The sequence below is a fragment of the Cupriavidus consociatus genome (assembly GCF_017814975.1).
GTDB classification, from domain to species: Bacteria; Pseudomonadota; Gammaproteobacteria; order Burkholderiales; family Burkholderiaceae; genus Cupriavidus; species Cupriavidus consociatus.
Genome location: NZ_JAGIQA010000001.1, coordinates 241,415 through 258,439 on the forward strand (window position 1 = coordinate 241,415; position 17,025 = coordinate 258,439).

The window sequence follows — 17,025 nt, forward strand, 5'->3', positions numbered from 1 at the left end:
GAATACCTGCCTGCTGTCCCGACACGCCCTTCGCGCAGGGGCGGGGGGACAGTCGCGCCCGCCGCACGAAACCAAGAGGAGACACTCATGAACACACCAGCCGCTACCGGCATCCGCCACGAAGCGCTGCGCATCGCCGGCGAAAAAGTCTATCGCGACCGCGTGATCGAGGTGACCTATCCCTACACCGGGGAAGTGATCGCCACCGTGCCAAAGGCCGATCTCGAAGACGTGCGCCGCGCCCTGCGCATCGCCCATCAGTACCGTTCGACCCTGACCCGCTACGACCGCTACCGCATCCTGATGCGCGCCGGCGAGATCATCGCGCAGCGCAAGGACGAGATCGCGACGCTGATCACGCTGGAATCGGGTTTGTCGCTCAAGGACACGCTCTACGAGGTCGGCCGCGCCTCCGACGTGCTGCTGTTCGCCGCCAACCAGGCGCTGGTGGACGACGGCCAGGTTTTCTCCTGCGACCTGACCCCCCATGGCAAGAGCCGCAAGGTCTATACGCTCAAGGAACCCCTGCTGGGCGCCATCTCGGCCATCACACCGTTCAATCACCCGCTCAACCAGGTGATCCACAAGGTGGCGCCGGCGGTGGCGACCAACAACCGCATTGTCCTCAAGCCGAGCGAGAAGACGCCGCTGGCCGCCTTCGCGCTCGCTGACATCCTCTATGAGGCCGGCCTGCCGCCGCAGATGCTGTCGGTGCTCACCGGCGATCCGCGCGAGATCGCCGACGAACTGCTGACCAGCCCACACGTGGACCTGGTCACCTTTACCGGCGGGGTGCCGATCGGCAAGTACATCGCGGCCAAGGCCGCCTACAAGCGCCAGGTACTGGAGCTGGGCGGCAACGATCCCATCATCGTGATGGAAGACGCCGACCTGGAGGAGGCCGCCACGCTGGCCGCGGGCGGCTCATACAAGAACTCCGGCCAGCGCTGCACAGCGGTGAAGCGGATGCTGGTGCAGGAATCCGTGGCCGACCGCTTCGTCGAATTGCTGGTGGCAAAGACGCGGGAGGTGAAGTATGGCGATCCGCTCGATCCTGCCACGGACATGGGCACTGTGATCGACGAGGCGGCAGCCATCCAGTTCGAGTCCGTGGTGAACGCCGCCATCGCCGGCGGCGCACGCCTGCTGGCGGGCCACAAGCGCGACGGGGCACTGTACGCGCCTACCGTTCTCGACCACGTGGACCCGGAGATGACCGTGGTCAGGGAGGAGACCTTCGGCCCGGTCTCGCCGGTGATCCGCTTCAAGGATATCGACGACGCCATCCGGATCTCCAACGGCACGGCCTACGGGCTTTCATCGTCGGTCTGCACCAACCGGCTCGACCACATCACCCGCTTTATCCGCGAATTGCACGTAGGGACGGTCAATGTCCGCGAAGTCCCCGGCTATCGGCTCGAGATGACGCCGTTCGGCGGCATCAAGGACTCGGGGCTGGGCTACAAGGAGGGCGTGCTCGAAGCGATGAAGAGCTTCTGCAATACCAAGACCTATTCGCTGCCCTGGTAAGGCGGCAGCGCCCTTGCACCGGATTCATACACCACTAAAGAAGGAGACAGCCATGAGGATCGGAGTTCCGAAGGAAATCAAGAACCACGAGTATCGCGTCGGCCTGACGCCATCGTCCGTGAGGGAGATGGCGGCACACGGCCACCAGGTGCTGGTGCAGACGGCCGCCGGCGCGGGCATTGGCGCCAGCGATGCCGACTATCGCAAGGCCGGCGCGACCATTGTCGATTCGGCGCAGGAGATCTTCGCCAAGGCGGAAATGATCGTGAAGGTCAAGGAGCCGCAGGCCAACGAGCGTGCCATGCTGCGCGAGGGGCAGATTCTCTATACCTACCTGCACCTCGCGCCGGATCCGGACCAGTGTGCCGACCTGGTCCGCAGCGGTGCGGTCTGCATTGCCTACGAGACCGTGACCCAGGCCGGCGGCGGCCTGCCGCTGCTGGCGCCGATGTCGGAGGTCGCTGGCCGCATGTCGGTGCAGGCCGGGGCGCACTGCCTGGAAAAGGCACGCGGCGGCATGGGCGTTCTGCTGGGCGGCGTGGCGGGCGTGGAGCCGGCCAAGATCGTCATTCTCGGCGGGGGCGTGGTGGGCAGCAACGCCGCGCAGATCGCCGTGGGCACCGGCGCCCAGGTGGTGGTGATCGACCGCAATATCGATGTGCTGCGCCGCATGGACCGGTTGCTGGGCGCCCGCGTGACGACAGTCTATTCCAACCAGGACAACCTGGAGCGCCACGTACTGTCGGCCGACCTCGTCATCGGTGGCGTGCTGATACCGGGCGCCGCCGCGCCCAAGCTGGTGAGCGCCGGCATGGTGGATGCGATGAAGCCGGGTTCGGTCATCGTGGATGTGGCGATCGATCAGGGCGGCTGCTGCGAGACCGCCAGGGCAACGACCCACGCTGATCCCACCTATCTGGTCGGCAGCGTGTTGCACTATTGCGTCGCCAATATGCCGGGGGCCGTGCCGCGTACATCGACCTATGCACTCAATAACGCCACGTTGCCCTTCGCCCTGCAGATCGCTGACAAAGGCTGGAAGACCGCGTTGGCGGACAACCCGCACCTTGCCAACGGCCTGAACGTGGCGTTCGGCAAGGTGACCTGCAAGGAGGTTGCTCACGATCTCGGCTATGCCTGCCACGAGGCGGCACAGTTGCAGACGCATTGAAGCGATCGCCAGCAAGGACCGCCAGGTCATCGTGTCCCGGCATGGCCGGAGACCTGGCGGTTCATCGGAGCTGCCAAAGCCGTGGCCGACGAAGGCGATCCAGAAGCGCGCGTCCGGACTGGTTTCGCGGCGCCCCATGTAGCCGACATAGCCCGTGGCCTTGCCAACGACGTAGGAAGCGCCGGCCGAGTAGTTGTGCCGCGTGTTGTTCTGGCGATGCGCCTGGCCTGAGTGTCCAGCTGCCAGGACTTGGCTCGATTGCAAGGCGAGGATTTGCTCGACTGATTTCCACGCGTTCGGCCCGACGTCCGCGCCCGAACCCTCACAGGTAGTTCGATAGCAGTTCGCTCGCTTTCCTCGATACCGCGGGACTGCCTCGCCGGACAAAAAAAGCCAACTCTAAAACGCCAACTCTAAAACGCCAACTCTAAAACGCCAACTCTGAATGAACTACACCCCAAAAGCTGGACGCCGATCCAACCTTTGGGGTGCATTGCCTGGGGTTTTACCAGTATCAGAACTGGTTCATGGTGTTGTCCTTACCCGCCGCCTTCAGGGCCGCTTCGCCGCTGAAATACTCCTTGTGGTCGTCGCCGATGTCCGAGCCCGACATGTTCTGGTGCTTGACGCAGGCGATGCCCTGGCGGATTTCCTTGCGCTGCACGCCAGCCACATAACCCAGCATGCCCTGGTCGCCGAAGTATTCCTTGGCCAGGTTGTCGGTCGACAGCGCGGCGGTGTGGTACGTCGGCAGCGTGATCAGGTGGTGGAAGATGCCGGCTTCGCGCGACGCGTCGGCCTGGAAGGTGCGGATCTTTTCGTCGGCGATCTTTGCCAGTTCGCTATCGTCGTATTCCACGCTCATCAGCTGGGCACGCTCGTAGGCTGACACATCCTTGCCCGCGGCCTTCATCGCGTCATATGCCTGCTGGCGGAAGTTCAGGGTCCAGTTGAACGACGGGCTGTTGTTGTACACCAGCTTGGCGTTCGGGATGACCTTGCGGATCTCGTTGACCATGCCGGCGATCTGGGCGATATGCGGCTTTTCGGTTTCGATCCACAGCAGGTCGGCGCCGTTCTGCAGCGAGGTGATGCAATCCAGCACGCAGCGCGCTTCACCCGTGCCGGCGCGGAACTGGAACAGGTTGCTGGGCAGGCGCTTGGGACGCAGCAGCTTGCCGTTCTGCTTGATGACAACGTCACCGTTGCCCAGAGCGTCGGCCGAGATCTCGTCGCAATCGAGGAAGGAGTTGTACTGGTCGCCCAGGTCGCCCGGCGTGTGGGTCACGGCGATCTGCTTAGTCAGGCCGGCGCCCAGCGAGTCGGTGCGGCACACAATGATGCCGTCATCCACGCCCAGTTCCAGGAACGCGTAGCGGATGGCGCGGACCTTGGCCAGGAAGTCCTCGTGCGGCACGGTGACCTTGCCATCCTGGTGGCCGCACTGCTTCTCGTCGGACACCTGGTTTTCGATCTGGATGCAGCAGGCGCCCGCTTCGATGAACTGCTTGGCCAGCAGGTAAGTTGCCTCGGCGTTGCCGAAGCCCGCGTCGATGTCGGCGATGATAGGCACCACGTGGGTCACGTGGTTGTCGATCTTCTCCTGGATGGCGGCCTTGGCGGCGGCGTCCTTGGCAGCGTCCAGCTCGCGGAACAGGCCGCCCAGTTCACGGGCGTCGGCCTGGCGCAGGAAGGTGTACAGCTCGCGGATCAGCGCGCTGACCGAGGTCTTTTCGTGCATCGACTGGTCCGGCAGCGGGCCGAACTCCGAGCGCAGTGCGGCCACCATCCAGCCCGACAGGTAAAGGTAGCGGCGGTCGGTGCTGTTGAAGTGCTTCTTGATGGAGATCATCTTCTGCTGGCCGATGAAGCCGTGCCAGCAGCCCAGCGACTGGGTGTACTTCGACGGGTCCGCATCATAGGCGGCCATGTCGGCGCGCATGATCTTGGCGGTGTACCTGGCGATGTCCAGGCCCGTCTTGAACTTGTTCTGGGCACGCATGCGTGCGGCGGACTCGGGATTGATGGCGTTCCACGCACTGCCTTGTTTCTCTTTCAAAGCAGCAACTGCCCTGATGTCGTCTTGATATTGGGCCATGTGTATCTCCTGGAAGCAAAGCGCGTTTGAGTAAATGATCGAGCGTGCCGCTACGTTGTCGAAGCGAACTGCATGACTCAATAGTAGCGCCGTTTGATGCGTTGCAGCGGCAGTCTTATATAAGACATAAGACTTAAATTATCTTTATTTTTCAAATAGTTATGTGGCAATTTTCACGATGCGGAACATCTTTTCAGGACGCGAGAGAACGAGGTCGGAGAAGATTTGACCTGAATTCCACGATGTGAAACGCACTTTCGGCTGCTGGAGTCGCGCAGGCACGTATCGGGCCGAAGGAGCATCCGGCCTACCCGCCTAGCGTGCCGACGGCCGCAACGCCCGCATCCCGGCCTTGACCACGCTCACCGCCGCGAGCACCAGCGCACCGGCGACGATGCCGGCAACCCCGTCGAGCGCCAACGGGGCCAGCGCGGACAGGACACCGCCGATCGCCGGCACGCCTGCCGCTGCCTGTGCCGCGGCCTCCAGCACGTGGTGCATCGCCGGGATCCCGTGCATCAGAATGCCGCCGCCCACCAGGAACATCGCCGCCGTCCCTGCGAGCGACAAGGCTTTCATCAGCCAGGGCGCCAGCCGCAGCAAACCCCGGCCCAGCCAGCGGAGGCTGGCCGACGATCGCCGGCTTAGATACAGGCCTGCGTCATCGAGCTTCACGATCCCGCCTACCAGGCCATAGACGCCGACCGTCATGATGGCCGCGATCGCGCATAAGACCGCGAGCCGCTGGCCGAAAGGAGCGTCGGCGACGGTGCCCAGCGAGATGACGATGATTTCGGCCGAAAGTATGAAGTCCGTGCGGACCGCACCCTTGATTTTCTCTTTCTCGAACGCCACCACATCGACCACGGGGTTCGACATGGCCTCAAGTTCACGGAGGTGATGTGCCGCGTCCTCCGCATCGCCGTGCAAGAACCGGTGTGCCAGTTTTTCAAAGCCTTCATAGCAAAGGAACGCGCCCCCGACCATCAACAGCGGCACGACGGCCCAGGGCGCCCAGGCGCTGATGGCCAGCGCCGCCGGGACGAGTATCACCTTGTTGCGAAGCGAGCCCAGTGCGACGGCCCATACCACCGGCAGTTCCCGGTCTGCCTTGACGCCGCTGACCTGCTGCGCATTCAGCGCCAGGTCGTCGCCTAGCACGCCGGCGGTCTTCTTCGCCGCCACTTTGCTCATGGTGGCGACATCGTCGAGGATAGTCGCGATGTCGTCGATCAGTACCAGCAAGCTGGATCCGGCCATGTCAGGACCTCCTCGCGCGGCAGAGGCCTCGCACATGCAGGCAATGTGTCATTCGTCTTGCTCCTCGTGTGGTTCATCCAACCAAGCAGGTTCCGTACCGCCGCTGCCAGCAAGATCTCTGGGGGCTTCCAGGGACGCAGCGGGGCGCGAGACGGGCGAATGGGTAGTCTCGCTGGCAGCGGCTCGACTGTCCACGCCAATTGCATACGGGTTTGGCGGAACAGTCCGCCTCGGGAAGGCTACTCGAATGACTGGCCTCGCTGTGGGTGGCGCCGCAGCTCTGATTTGCCCAGGCTTGCCCCGCCTGCGCCGGCCCAGCCTGCTGCAAGCGCCGGCAGGAAGGTTCGTTCACAAATTTGTCACTCGTCACCACGCCGGCCACCCCCGCGTCGCAGACGCCGACCGTCAGCGCACGCCTGCTCGACAGCGCGGTCGAGGGCGTGCAGTACGCCGCCACCCCTTCGGGCCTGGCGGGCCGGGCCGGCACGGATGGCAGGTTCGACTGCAAGCAGGGCGACAAGGTCACGTTCAACGTGGGCGGCATCGCGCACCGCCGGTGCGGTCGGTGTGCGCGTGACGCGCGGCAACGTGGTGGATCGCAAAACGCGCCTGTGGCTGCTGAAGTTCCCGAAGGGCAAGGGCCTGTCCGGCTACACGCTGCCCTGAGCCTTGGCGACTTTGAAGAAAAACCGCCGGTGCAGAACCGGCGGTTTTTTTATCCCGGGCGGGCATCCTGGCGAATGCCGGGTGGGGATCGGTTGGAAGACCGTCCCCCGGGGTTCAGTGCCTCGCGGCCTAGACCGCTGAGACGCCGCCGTCTTGCTGCGCCGTCCCGGCCGACGGCGGCGCCGTGACAATCGAACGCAGTGCCGGGTGGGCAGGCTTCAGCGATGCCAGGTCCGGCACCGGACGGCGCAATGCCGGCGACGCGGCAAACGCCGCTTCCATGGCCCGCGCCGCCGACAGCGTTTGCAGGTCGCCGCGGAAGCGGCCGGTGACCTGCAAGCCGAACGGCATGCCGGCGTCGTCGCTGCCGCAGGGCAGAGCAATGGCCGGGTGCGTGGTCAGCGTCACGACATAGGTCAGCGCCAGCCAGCGGTAGTAGTTCTCTTGCTTCTCGCCGTTGATGGTGTCGGCGTACAGGTCGGTCCAGGAGAACGGGGACACGGGTGTGGTCGGCGACAGGATCAGGTCGTATTGCTGGTAGGCCCGCTGGAAGCGCTGCAGGATCCGGTTCTGCTCGGCCTGTGCCCATGCGCTGTCGGCCAGCGACATCTTCGCGCCCATTTCATAGTTGGCGCGGGTGTTGGGCCCGAGCGCCGCGGGGTCGCGCTGGTAAGCGTCGTGCAGGCCGGCGACGAAGCTCTCGGCACGCAGCACGTCGAAGCAGCGGTGCACGTCGCCAAGTTCGAAGCTGACTTCGTCGCAACGCGCGAAGAGGTGGCGCATTGCCGCGATCTTCGAGCGGAACACGCGGCGGATGCCGTCATCGACCGCGCAGCTGCCGAAGTCTTCAGTCCAGCCCACGCGCAACGTTGACAGGTCGACCGGTGGCGGCGACAGGTAAACATTGGCGTCCACCGCGTAGCTCAGTGGATCGGTCACTGACATCCCCGCCGAGGCCGCCAGCTGCAGGCAGGTGTCGTCGACGGTGCGCCCCATCGGTCCCACCACCGAGATCGGCGTCCAGCCCAGCAGCTTGCGCGAGTTGGGCACGATGCCGGGCGATGGGCGGAACCCGACCACGCCGCACTTGGCCGCGGGAATGCGCAGCGAGCCGCCGGTGTCGGAGCCGGTGCAGACCGGCAGCAGGTCCGCGGCCAGCGCCGCCGCTGATCCGCCCGACGATCCGCCGGCATTCAGGTTCGGATTGAACGGATTACCCGTAGCGCCCCAGACCGCGTTGCGCGAATTCGCGCCGGCGCCCATCTCCGGAATGTTGGTCTTGCCGACCACGATGGCGCCGGCCGCGCGCAAGCGCGCCACCAGCACGTTGTCCTCGGCCGGCACATGGTTGCGGAACAGCGGCGAACCGTAGGTGGTCAGCAGCCCCTGCGTCGCCTCCAGGTCCTTCACCCCGAGCGGCAGCCCGTGCAGCAGGCCAAGCGGTTCGTTGCGCAGCACCGCCTGTTCGGCGGCGCGCGCTTCCTGGCGGGCACGCTCGAAGCAGGTGGCCGTGATGGCATTGATCAGCGGGTTGTAGGCCTCGATGCGCGCGATGCACGCTTCGAGCAGTTCGACCGGCGAAATTTCCCCGGAGCCGATCAGGCGGCGCAGTTCGACCGCGCTCAATGAGGTCAGCGATGTTTGCATCGGTTGCTTGGAGCTGGAATGAAAGTCTGTGGCGCGGTGCCGCTGTCGCGTTACCGGCCGGTGTCGGGAAGGTCAGTCGAGCTTGATGTTGGCGCGCTGTGCGATCGCGCGCATCTGCGGGATTTCCTTGTCGATCATGGCGGCGACCTGCTTGCCGGGCGCGAACGACGGCTCGATGCCGCTGTCCGCCAGCTGGCTGCGTGTGGCCGGATCGGCAATGGTGTCGGCCAGCGCCTTCTCCAGCTTCGCCCGGACCTCGGCGGGCAGGCCGTGCGGCCCGACCAGCGCGATCCACGTGCGGGCATCCATGCCCGGATAGCCGCTTTCCGCAACGGTCGGCACATTGGGCAGCAGCGCGGAGCGCTTCGCCGTGGTGACCGCGATGGCCTTGATCTTGCCGGACTTCAGTTGCGGGATCGCCGCGGCGACGGTATCGACGCTGAACGGGATCTGGCCGCCGATCAGGTCCGTCATCGCCGGCGCGCTGCCTTTGTACGGGACATGCAGCAGCTTGGTGCCGGTGAGGTTCAGCAGTTCCTCGCCGGCGAAGTGCGCGGTGGTGCCGGCGCCGAACGATCCGTACGAGTATTTGCCCGGCTGTGCCTTGACCGCGCTGACGAACTCCTTGAGGTTATTGACCGGCACCTCGCGATTGGCCAGCAGCACCAGCCCGGTCGAGCCGATCAGCCCGATCGGCTCGAAGTTCTTTTGCGGGTCATATGGCAGCCTGGCGTAGACCGCGGGATTGACAGTAAAAGTGGTGCCCGAGGTCGCCATCAGCGTGTAGCCGTCCGGTGCCGACTTTGCCACGTAGCTCGCCGCGACCACGGTGCCTGCGCCGGGCCGGTTCTCGACCACCACGGTCTGGCCGAGCCGTTCGCCGAGCTTGCGCGCGATCGTGCGGCCGACGATGTCGGTGGCGCCGCCTGGCGGGAACGGCAGCACAAGCTGGATCGGCTTGGACGGATAACCGTCCTGCGCCGCAGCCGGAGCGGGTGCCAGCACGGCGGCGGCGGCCAGGCTGCAGGTGCACAGGAACAACGGGGGGCGGTAAGCGGTGGATCGCATGGCGGGGGCTCCGGCAGATAGGACTCGACGCGGCGCGGAGGAAGATCCGACCACGTCGAACCCATCGTACGACCGATCCGTCGTGGAATCGTGGCAATGTTTCGAACGCTTGATTGCCGAAACGGCAATTCATAGAATGAACGCCGTCGGCGCATGCTGAACACCCCACAACCTTCCGCCCATGTCCTACCGCATCCTGCAGGAAACCGCGGTCCGCTACTTCCTGGAAGTCGTGCGCACCGGCTCGGTCAAGGACGCCGCGCTCAAGCTCAACGTGGCGCCGTCGGCGGTAAGCCGGCAGATCGCCAAGCTGGAGAGCGAGCTGGATACGCTGCTGTTCGACCGGCGCGCCCGCGGCCTCGTGCCCAACGCCGCGGGTGAACTGCTGGCCGCGCATGCCAAGCGCGCGCAGCAGGAGATCGATCGCGTCACCGGCGATATCCAGGCGCTGCGCGGCCTGCGCGTCGGCCAGGTGCGCCTGGCAAGCGTCGAGGGCATCGCCCACGATTTCATCCCGGCACTGGCCGCCAGCTTCCGGGAAAAGCATGGCGGGATCCGCTTCGACCTGGACGTCTGCGCGCAAGGCGACATCGCGCGCCGCATCCGGGACGGCGAGGCGGATATCGGCATCACGCTGAGCGGGCTGCCCGAGCTCGAGATCGAAGTGGAATTGCGGCATCCGGCGCCGGTGCTGGCGATCATGGCGCCGGACCACCCGCTGGCCGGACAGCGCCAGCTCTCGCTGTCCCAGCTGGTCGGCTACCCGCTGGCGCTGCCGCCGAAGGACAGCTCGCTGCGGCAGCTGCTGGACACCAGTTGCAGCCGCCAGGGGCTGAGCTACCAGACCGTTTTTTCCAGCAACAACCTGGATTCGCTGGTCGGTTTCACGACGGCCGGTGGCGGCGTCGTCGCTTTCTATGGCGAGCTGTCGGTCCGGCGACGGCTGCTGGAAGGCAGCATTGCCGCCATACCGCTGCGCGACCGCGAAATGAACGAGCGCTATATCGAGATCCAGACGCTGGCCCGCCGCAACCTGCCGCCGGCGGGACGCGCCTTTGTGCAGCACCTCGTCGAGGCCATCACCCACATCAGCCACCGATGATTGCCGTAAAGGCAATCGCCGATTCCAATAATTGCTTGCCAACAATATTCCGCACGGCCATGCCGCCGAGGCAGAATCAGGCTTCGGATCCCGGATCGCAGGCCTGCCCGCGCGGCAGCATCGCATCAGACATCATGACAAAGGACATCGTTGTACTCGGCGCCGGCATGGTCGGCGTCTGCACTGCGCTGGCGCTGCGCCAGCGCGGCCATGCGGTCGTGCTGGTCGACCGGCGGGAGCCGGGCAGGGAGACGTCTTATGGCAACGCCGGCATCATCCAGCGTGAAGCGGTGCAGCCGTACGCCTTTCCGCGCGAGTGGATGGCGATGCTGCGCGTGGTGGCACGGCAGGGTAATGATGTCCACTACCACCCCGGCGCGCTCGCCAGCCTGCTGCCGACGCTGGCGCGCTACTGGCGCGAATCCGCGCACGACCGCTATGCCAGCACCGTCACGGCCTACAGCGCGCTCATCCGCCATTGCCTGGCCGAGCACGAGCGCCTCATTGCGCTGGCCGGCGCCGACGATCTCGTGCGCAAGTCGGGATGGCTCCAGGCCTATCGCAGCGCGGCAGCCTTCGACGATGCGGCGCGTGCCGCGACCGTAGTCGGACAGCAGCACGGGCTCGACTACCAGGTCCTCGATCAGGCCGGCATCACCGCAACCGACCCGGCGTGGCGCGGCGCGCTGGCCGGGGCCATCCACTGGCGCGATCCGTGGACCGTCGCTGATCCGGGCGAGCTGGTCAGCCGCTATGCCGCGCTGTACACGCAGGCTGGCGGCATCGTGCGCCGCGGCGACGCGACGACGTTGAAGCAGACGGGAAGCGGCTGGACCGTGGCGACGGACGAGGGGCCGGTCAACGCCGCCCACGCCGTCATTGCGCTGGGGCCGTGGGCCTCGGCGCTGATCCGGCCGCTCGGCTACCGCTTCCCGCTGTTCGTCAAACGCGGCTACCACCGCCACTATGCAGCCGAATCCATGCCGTCGCTGCCGCTGCTGGATGTCGAGAACGGCTTCCTCCTGGCGCCGATGAAGCGTGGCCTGCGCCTGACCACCGGCGCCGAGTTCGCGCATCACGATGCGGCGCCGACGCCGGTCCAGTTGCATAAGGCCGAGCGCCACGCGCGCGAACTGGTGGGCATCGGCGAGCCGGTCGAGGAGGCTCCGTGGCTGGGCGCGCGGCCGTGCGTCGCCGATATGTTGCCGATCGTAGGACAGGCGCCGCGCCATCGCGGCCTGTGGTTCAACTTCGGGCATGGCCACCAGGGATTCACGCTGGGGCCCGTCACGGCCCGGCTGCTGGGCGAGCTGATCGATGGCGAGCAGCCGTGGGTCGATGCCCGACCGTATGATCCCGTGCGTTTCGGCTGAACGCGGGCGCGGGCACTTGCCATCACGGGCAGGGAATGGCGACTTGCTGGCTGTCATAATGCCAAGGTCGCCACGCAAGCAACTATTCCGCTTGCTCCGCTGATTTTGCGGCCAGCATTTGTCCGATCCAGTAGCCGCTGTTGACCTCGATATTCTCCTGCAGGGTCACCAGGTCGACCATCTGGCCGCTTGCCAGCAGCATCGCGCGGGCGAGCAGGTCGAATTCCTGCTCGACCAGCTTGGATATGGTGTTGGCACGCTTGACCTGCGCGCGCTCCTGCAGCCAGGCGGCCCAGCCGTGCAACCATTCCTGCTGCTGCGCCTGCAGGCGCTGAACGATCGCGGACTGGAACTGCAGCAACTCCGTGAGCAGTTGCGTATCCATGCTGAATGGCGCCAGGTTCAGGGCCTTGGCTCCGGTACCGGCGGTACGCATGGCCCACCCGCTCGTCAGCGTCTGGAGCATCAAGGCACGCTGCATCGCGGCGGGCTGGGTCATGGCGAGGGCGTGGTGAAGTGCTGGCACCGCCTCGGTATTCGGCGCGGTCAGCGCGCCGTCGTGGTGACTCATCGTGGTTCCTTCCATCTTGCTCCTCCCTCAACCGCCAAGCCGGCTAAGCATGCCGTGAATTGCCTTGATCTGGATTGCGTTGCGCGAGTAGTAGTCCGGCCGCTCGGCGTCCGCGCAGGAATACCCCCACCAGTCCCAGCAGCCGTCCGGGTTCTGCGTCAGGCTGTCATCCGTACCCTCGGCCTGTGGATACAGCACGATGATATTGTTGCTGTCGGCAATACTGTTGTAGCCCGTCGTCGTGATATACCGGTTGCCATAAGGCGGCTGGCTGGCGAAGTCGGACTGGCCGAAGGTGAAGTCGATATAGTTGTAGCCTTGCTTGCAGCCGTGCAGGGCGATATGGACCCGGGCCTCGGCGCCGTCGGCGACAGCCTGCGGCACATAGGCGTAGCCATACTTGCTCATGCTGGCTCGCGCCTCGTTGCCAAAGAACTCGCTCTGGTCGAAGCGCAGCAGGCGCCCGCCCGGTCGTGGCGAGGGCGCGTGCAGCTTGCCGTAGATGTGCCGCAGGATGCTGTGGGACTGGATAAATCCGCCGTTGTTGATATATGGCGGCTGGTTGGTGGCCAGCGGCGAATCCTCGGCATTGTCGGTGATGATCGAGTGGCCGGCCGGCACGCTGTCGTCATAGAGGATGTCGTCAGCGCTGACGCCAAGCAGGCGGTAGAACTCGCGGGTGCGTGCCACCACGCTCGAATACACCACGCTGTCCTCGCTGCCGGTGAAGACATAGACGCGGTGCCCGGCAAGATTGGAGATAGCGTCGATTTCGCCGGCGAGTGCGGTCTGATGTGCAAGCTCGGCAAGATGCCTGGCGTTGGGCGCGGTCCGCGGCACCAGCGGGTTCATGCACAGATGCAGTGCATTCAGTTCGAAGGCATCCTCTGCTACCGCCGACGCCGAGCGGAAGGACTCGGCACAGCGATATGGGCCTCCCGCGATAACCCCTGCGCCGCAAAAGCTCGACGAATGGGCCAGGTGCAGCTGCACGGTCATAAAGGCGCCTGACGAAAGCCCCGATATCGAGCTTTTTCCCTTTTCAACCTTGTACGCGCCGAGCTGTACGATCTGGCTGTCAAAATTGTCTGCCATGTCTCCACTTCCCTTGTTGAGATTCTGTCTGGCACCGGCATGACCGCACCAACGCCCGCGCGGGTTGCGATCGGGCGAATTTTCGTCACATCAGGTTCTGGAGCGGGGCGCGCAGCGGCTCGCATGGTGCGATGCACAACATACTAGCCGAGCGACATGGCGGTTGCCAGACAAATCTTCCACGGCAAGTCATGATGCCGTCACGATGGGCTGGCCGGTTCGCCGCTCCCGTATCGGGCCGAGCCGTCAGTTGAGTGGCTTGACCCGACGGAACGCGAGCAGCATGGCAAGGTCGTATGCAATCTTCAGCAGGCCGCAGGCGACCAGCGGCGCGCTTGCATGGCCATAGGCCATCAACGTAGCGGCGAGCGCAGGACTGAGCGCGGCAGCCAGGCTGCGCGGCACCGCGGTCAGGCTTGCCGCCGCCGCCCGTTCAGGCGGAGTGACAACGGCCATCACATAGGCCGTGCGGGTCGGCACATCCATTTGCGACAGTGCGCTGCGAGCCAGCAGCAAGGCCAGGCTCATCACCATCGTGGGCGCGAAAGCGGCCGCAATCAGGCACAGGCTGGAAGGGATATGCGTAAACACCATCGTATTGAGCAGGCCGATCTTGCGCGCCAGCGGCACCGCGGCAAGCTGCGAGAACGTCGTGAGCAGGCCTGCCAGGAAGAAGAACCGCCCGGTCGCGGCAGGACTCAGGCCGAAACGTTGCATCAGCCACAGCGACAGCAGCGAATTGACGACGAGCCCGCCCGCGAACGCGTCCACGCTGAACAGCATGGCCAGGCGCAATACGATCGGACGGGACGGGCCCAATGGTGTTGTCGCCAGGGGCATTCCATGAGGCTGCGTGGCAGGCAGGCGCGCGTAGAGACGCCACAGCAGCAGCCCCGTGATCCCGTAAAAAACGAACATCAGGCGCATGGCATCGAGCGACGACAGCCAGGATTGCCCCGCCAGCCATGCAGGGATGACCGCTGCCAGTGCGCCCAACGCGGATGAGAATGCCCCGATCAGGCCGTAGCGGGCGAACAGCGCTGTCCGGTTGTCGGGCGAGGCCGATTCCGCCAGGCGCGCGTGTTCCAGCGGCAGGAAGACGCTGACATCGCCGGAGCCAGGGTTAAGCGTGCCGACGAAGGCGACCACCAGAAGCGGCCACAGCGTGGAGAAGCCCGCGAAGCCGAGCCCGGTCGCAACCATCAGGGCAGCCGCCAGCATCAGCAAGCGGCGTTGCGGGTAGCGGTGCCCGACGATCCCGACCAGGATCGTGGCAAGGGCAGAACCGATCAGGGTCGCGCTGCTGATCAGCCCGACTGCCACCGGGTCGAAGCCCAGCGCCAGCAGGTAGGCCGGCAACAGCACGGCCACATAGCCATCACAGATGCCACGCAGCGCGCGGCCGGCCAGCAGCGGCAAGGCGTCGGCTTTCACACCGGCGGGCAGCGCGATGCGTTGAAGCCAGTGACCGCTGACGCTCGAGGGTTGGTTCTTATGCATAGGTCATGGCCAGCGCCGCACCGACTTCTGCCAGCAGGGCCTCATCGTCCTTGAGCGGGGCCGTGCGGCGATGGGTCGCTACACGCCAGAGCGGTCAGGCGTGATGGGCAAGGGCACGCACCGGCAAGTTACGCCGGGTGATGCGCCATCCAGTGCCTGGCAATGTCCTCGCGGCGGCAGATCCACACGGCGTCATGCCCGCGCACGTAGTCCAGGAACCGTGCAAGCGCCATGGCACGCCCGGGATGACCGCTGACGCGGGCATGCAGTCCGACGCTCATCATTTTCGGTGCGCGCGCACCCTCGTGCCACAACTGGTCGAACGCGTCCCGCAGCATCTGGTAAAAATCGTCCCCGGAGGCAAAGCCGTCGGGCAGCAGGTAACGGGCGTCGTTGTTGACAAGCGTATAAGGAATCACCAGCAGCGGCGGCGAGCCGGAGAGCCAGTACGGCAGGTCATCGTTGTAGGCATCCGAGCTGTAGAGGAAGCCGCCTTCCTCCTGGACAAGGCGCCGCGTCGCGGCGCTGACCCGCCCCGTGTACCAGCCCACCGGCCGCTTGCCGCAAATACGTTCGATCGCCGCGACCGTCAGTTGAATCTGGCGCCGCTCTTCGTCTTCAGGTACGTCACGATAGTCGATCCAGCGGTAGCCATGCCCCGCAACCTCGTGTCCTGCGGCACTGAGCGCCTGCCCGATCCGCGGATTGAGCTCCAGCGCGCGACCGACCGCGAACGCGGTCAGCGGCAGGCGGCGCTCGGCGAAGAGGTCGAGCAAGCGCCAGACGCCGGCACGCGCGCCGTACTCGTACATGCTTTCGACACTCCAGTCGCGCTCCGCCTCGCGCGGCGGCCGGCCGGGCAGTTCGTGCAGGTACGCTTCGGATCTCGCGTCGCCATTCAGGATGCACGATTCGGCGCCTTCCTCGATATTCAGCACAAACTGCAGCGCCACGCGCGCGCCACCGGGCCAGCGCGGATCGGGCGGGGCGTTGCCGTAGCCGGCCAGGTCGCGTGCTTGCATCATCCCAGTTCAAAGGTCGTAATGCCAAAGATGCGCTTGTGCACCAGGCCGGGCGATGGCCCGTGATACATGCGCGCGCAGCCGAAGACTTCCGTCATGCTGTGCCGATGTGCCAGCGCCATGGCTGCGGGGTGGTTTTCCGGCACATCGAGGAACAGCGGGCCGCCGGATGCAAAGGCGGCCAGGCGTGCGTAGAGGGCTTCGGCCGCGTCGGCGTCGTCAGCAAACAGGGGTCCGATCTTGCAGCCTTCCCCGCACCGGCGCACCACGCCGAATCCGGCGAGCCGGCCCTGGCGCAAGCATCCCAGCGCCAGCGCATCCGCCTGCCGGACCCATCCGCGCAGGAAGGCTTCGCGCGGGGCGGGAAAGCATGTGCGGTCGTATGCCAGCACGTCGTCGAAAGGCACCTCGGCCAGCAGGACGAGCGCATCATCCGGGCGCGGCGGCTCAGGCGGGCGGGGCTGGGAGCCGGGCTGATCAGGCGGCACCTCGGCACGAAAGCGCAGGTTGCGATGGGAGAAGACGAAGCCACCCCTGGCGTAGTAGTCCTGCATCGCGAAGACACCATCCAGCCCGATGGTGCTACCGGGCCGCAGCCGCGCAAGCAGCCGGTCGCGGCGCGCATGCCACAGCGTGTTGCCCAACCCGCGGCCACGAAACTCCGGGCGGACGATAAAGAAGCCCATAAAGCCGAACTCCCCGTGGTACGAGGTGATCGCACCCCCGCCGATCAGTTCCCCATCCAGCTCCGCGGCGATAAAGGCATCCGGATCCGTGGCCCAGAACAGCGCCGCGTCGTGAAGGCCAGGGTTCCACCCCTCGCTTGCCGCCCATCCGACCAGCTGATCCAGCTCGGCGCGTGTCATGTTCCGAATCACAAGATCGTCAGACATCGCAATCTCCTTGGCTTGAGTCAGGCTGG

The 17,025-nt window shown here is 65.6% G+C and carries 13 protein-coding genes; 4 read left to right on the top strand and 9 right to left on the bottom strand.

Annotation, left to right across the window (positions count from 1 at the left end; translation table 11 throughout):
• Positions 1-87 precede the first annotated feature (87 nt).
• Positions 88-1,530: a phosphonoacetaldehyde dehydrogenase gene (gene phnY, locus J8I82_RS01080; RefSeq protein WP_209753874.1), complete on the top strand. Its 1,443-nt coding sequence runs from the start codon at positions 88-90 to the stop codon at positions 1,528-1,530.
• A gap of 52 nt (positions 1,531-1,582) precedes the next feature.
• On the top strand, positions 1,583-2,701 hold the full coding sequence (ald, locus tag J8I82_RS01085) for an alanine dehydrogenase (RefSeq protein ID WP_209753875.1): 1,119 nt from the start codon (positions 1,583-1,585) through the stop codon (positions 2,699-2,701).
• 514 nt (positions 2,702-3,215) lie between these two features.
• On the opposite strand, the gene J8I82_RS01090 is transcribed toward ald, so the two are convergent.
• The 4 genes from J8I82_RS01090 to J8I82_RS01105 form a co-directional block, all read right to left on the bottom strand.
• Complete coding sequence (locus J8I82_RS01090) at positions 3,216-4,799, bottom strand: isocitrate lyase (protein ID WP_209753876.1); 1,584 nt, start codon at positions 4,797-4,799, stop codon at positions 3,216-3,218.
• A gap of 315 nt (positions 4,800-5,114) precedes the next feature.
• Positions 5,115-6,059 carry a DUF808 domain-containing protein gene (locus J8I82_RS01095; RefSeq protein ID WP_209753877.1) on the bottom strand — a complete coding sequence of 315 codons (945 nt, stop codon included), beginning with the start codon at positions 6,057-6,059 and terminating at the stop codon, positions 5,115-5,117.
• Positions 6,060-6,854: 795 nt separating this feature from the next.
• Positions 6,855-8,372, bottom strand: coding sequence for an amidase (locus J8I82_RS01100; RefSeq protein WP_209753878.1), 1,518 nt, complete (start codon positions 8,370-8,372; stop codon positions 6,855-6,857).
• A gap of 72 nt (positions 8,373-8,444) precedes the next feature.
• Entirely contained in the window at positions 8,445-9,440 is a 996-nt protein-coding gene (locus J8I82_RS01105; RefSeq protein WP_209753879.1) for a Bug family tripartite tricarboxylate transporter substrate binding protein, read from the bottom strand.
• A 181-nt stretch (positions 9,441-9,621) separates the two neighbouring features.
• Here J8I82_RS01105 and J8I82_RS01110 point away from each other — a divergent pair, with 181 nt between their 5' ends.
• Together J8I82_RS01110 and J8I82_RS01115 are read left to right on the top strand one after the other, a co-directional pair.
• A complete protein-coding gene (locus tag J8I82_RS01110) occupies positions 9,622-10,542 on the top strand; it encodes a LysR family transcriptional regulator (RefSeq protein ID WP_209753880.1) in 921 nt (306 codons plus the stop codon).
• A 134-nt stretch (positions 10,543-10,676) separates the two neighbouring features.
• Positions 10,677-11,915, top strand: a complete 1,239-nt coding sequence (locus tag J8I82_RS01115) for an NAD(P)/FAD-dependent oxidoreductase (RefSeq protein WP_209753881.1) — start codon at positions 10,677-10,679, stop codon at positions 11,913-11,915.
• Positions 11,916-11,997: 82 nt separating this feature from the next.
• Here J8I82_RS01115 and J8I82_RS01120 read toward each other — a convergent pair whose 3' ends face one another.
• The 5 genes from J8I82_RS01120 to J8I82_RS01140 all read right to left on the bottom strand — a co-directional run bounded on the left by J8I82_RS01120 (position 11,998) and on the right by J8I82_RS01140 (position 16,996).
• Positions 11,998-12,486, bottom strand: a complete 489-nt coding sequence (locus J8I82_RS01120) for a hypothetical protein (RefSeq protein WP_209753882.1) — start codon at positions 12,484-12,486, stop codon at positions 11,998-12,000.
• Between the two features lie 27 nt (positions 12,487-12,513).
• Complete coding sequence (locus J8I82_RS01125) at positions 12,514-13,581, bottom strand: extracellular catalytic domain type 2 short-chain-length polyhydroxyalkanoate depolymerase (protein WP_209753883.1); 1,068 nt, start codon at positions 13,579-13,581, stop codon at positions 12,514-12,516.
• A gap of 246 nt (positions 13,582-13,827) precedes the next feature.
• Positions 13,828-15,081 carry an MFS transporter gene (locus J8I82_RS01130; RefSeq protein WP_209753884.1) on the bottom strand — a complete coding sequence of 418 codons (1,254 nt, stop codon included), beginning with the start codon at positions 15,079-15,081 and terminating at the stop codon, positions 13,828-13,830.
• A gap of 128 nt (positions 15,082-15,209) precedes the next feature.
• Positions 15,210-16,106: an allantoinase PuuE gene (puuE, locus tag J8I82_RS01135; RefSeq protein WP_209753885.1), complete on the bottom strand. Its 897-nt coding sequence runs from the start codon at positions 16,104-16,106 to the stop codon at positions 15,210-15,212.
• Positions 16,103-16,996, bottom strand: a complete 894-nt coding sequence (locus J8I82_RS01140; protein ID WP_245179279.1) for a GNAT family N-acetyltransferase — start codon at positions 16,994-16,996, stop codon at positions 16,103-16,105. The genes puuE and J8I82_RS01140 overlap by 4 nt, the downstream gene beginning before the upstream one ends.
• Between the last annotated feature and the right edge of the window lie 29 nt (positions 16,997-17,025).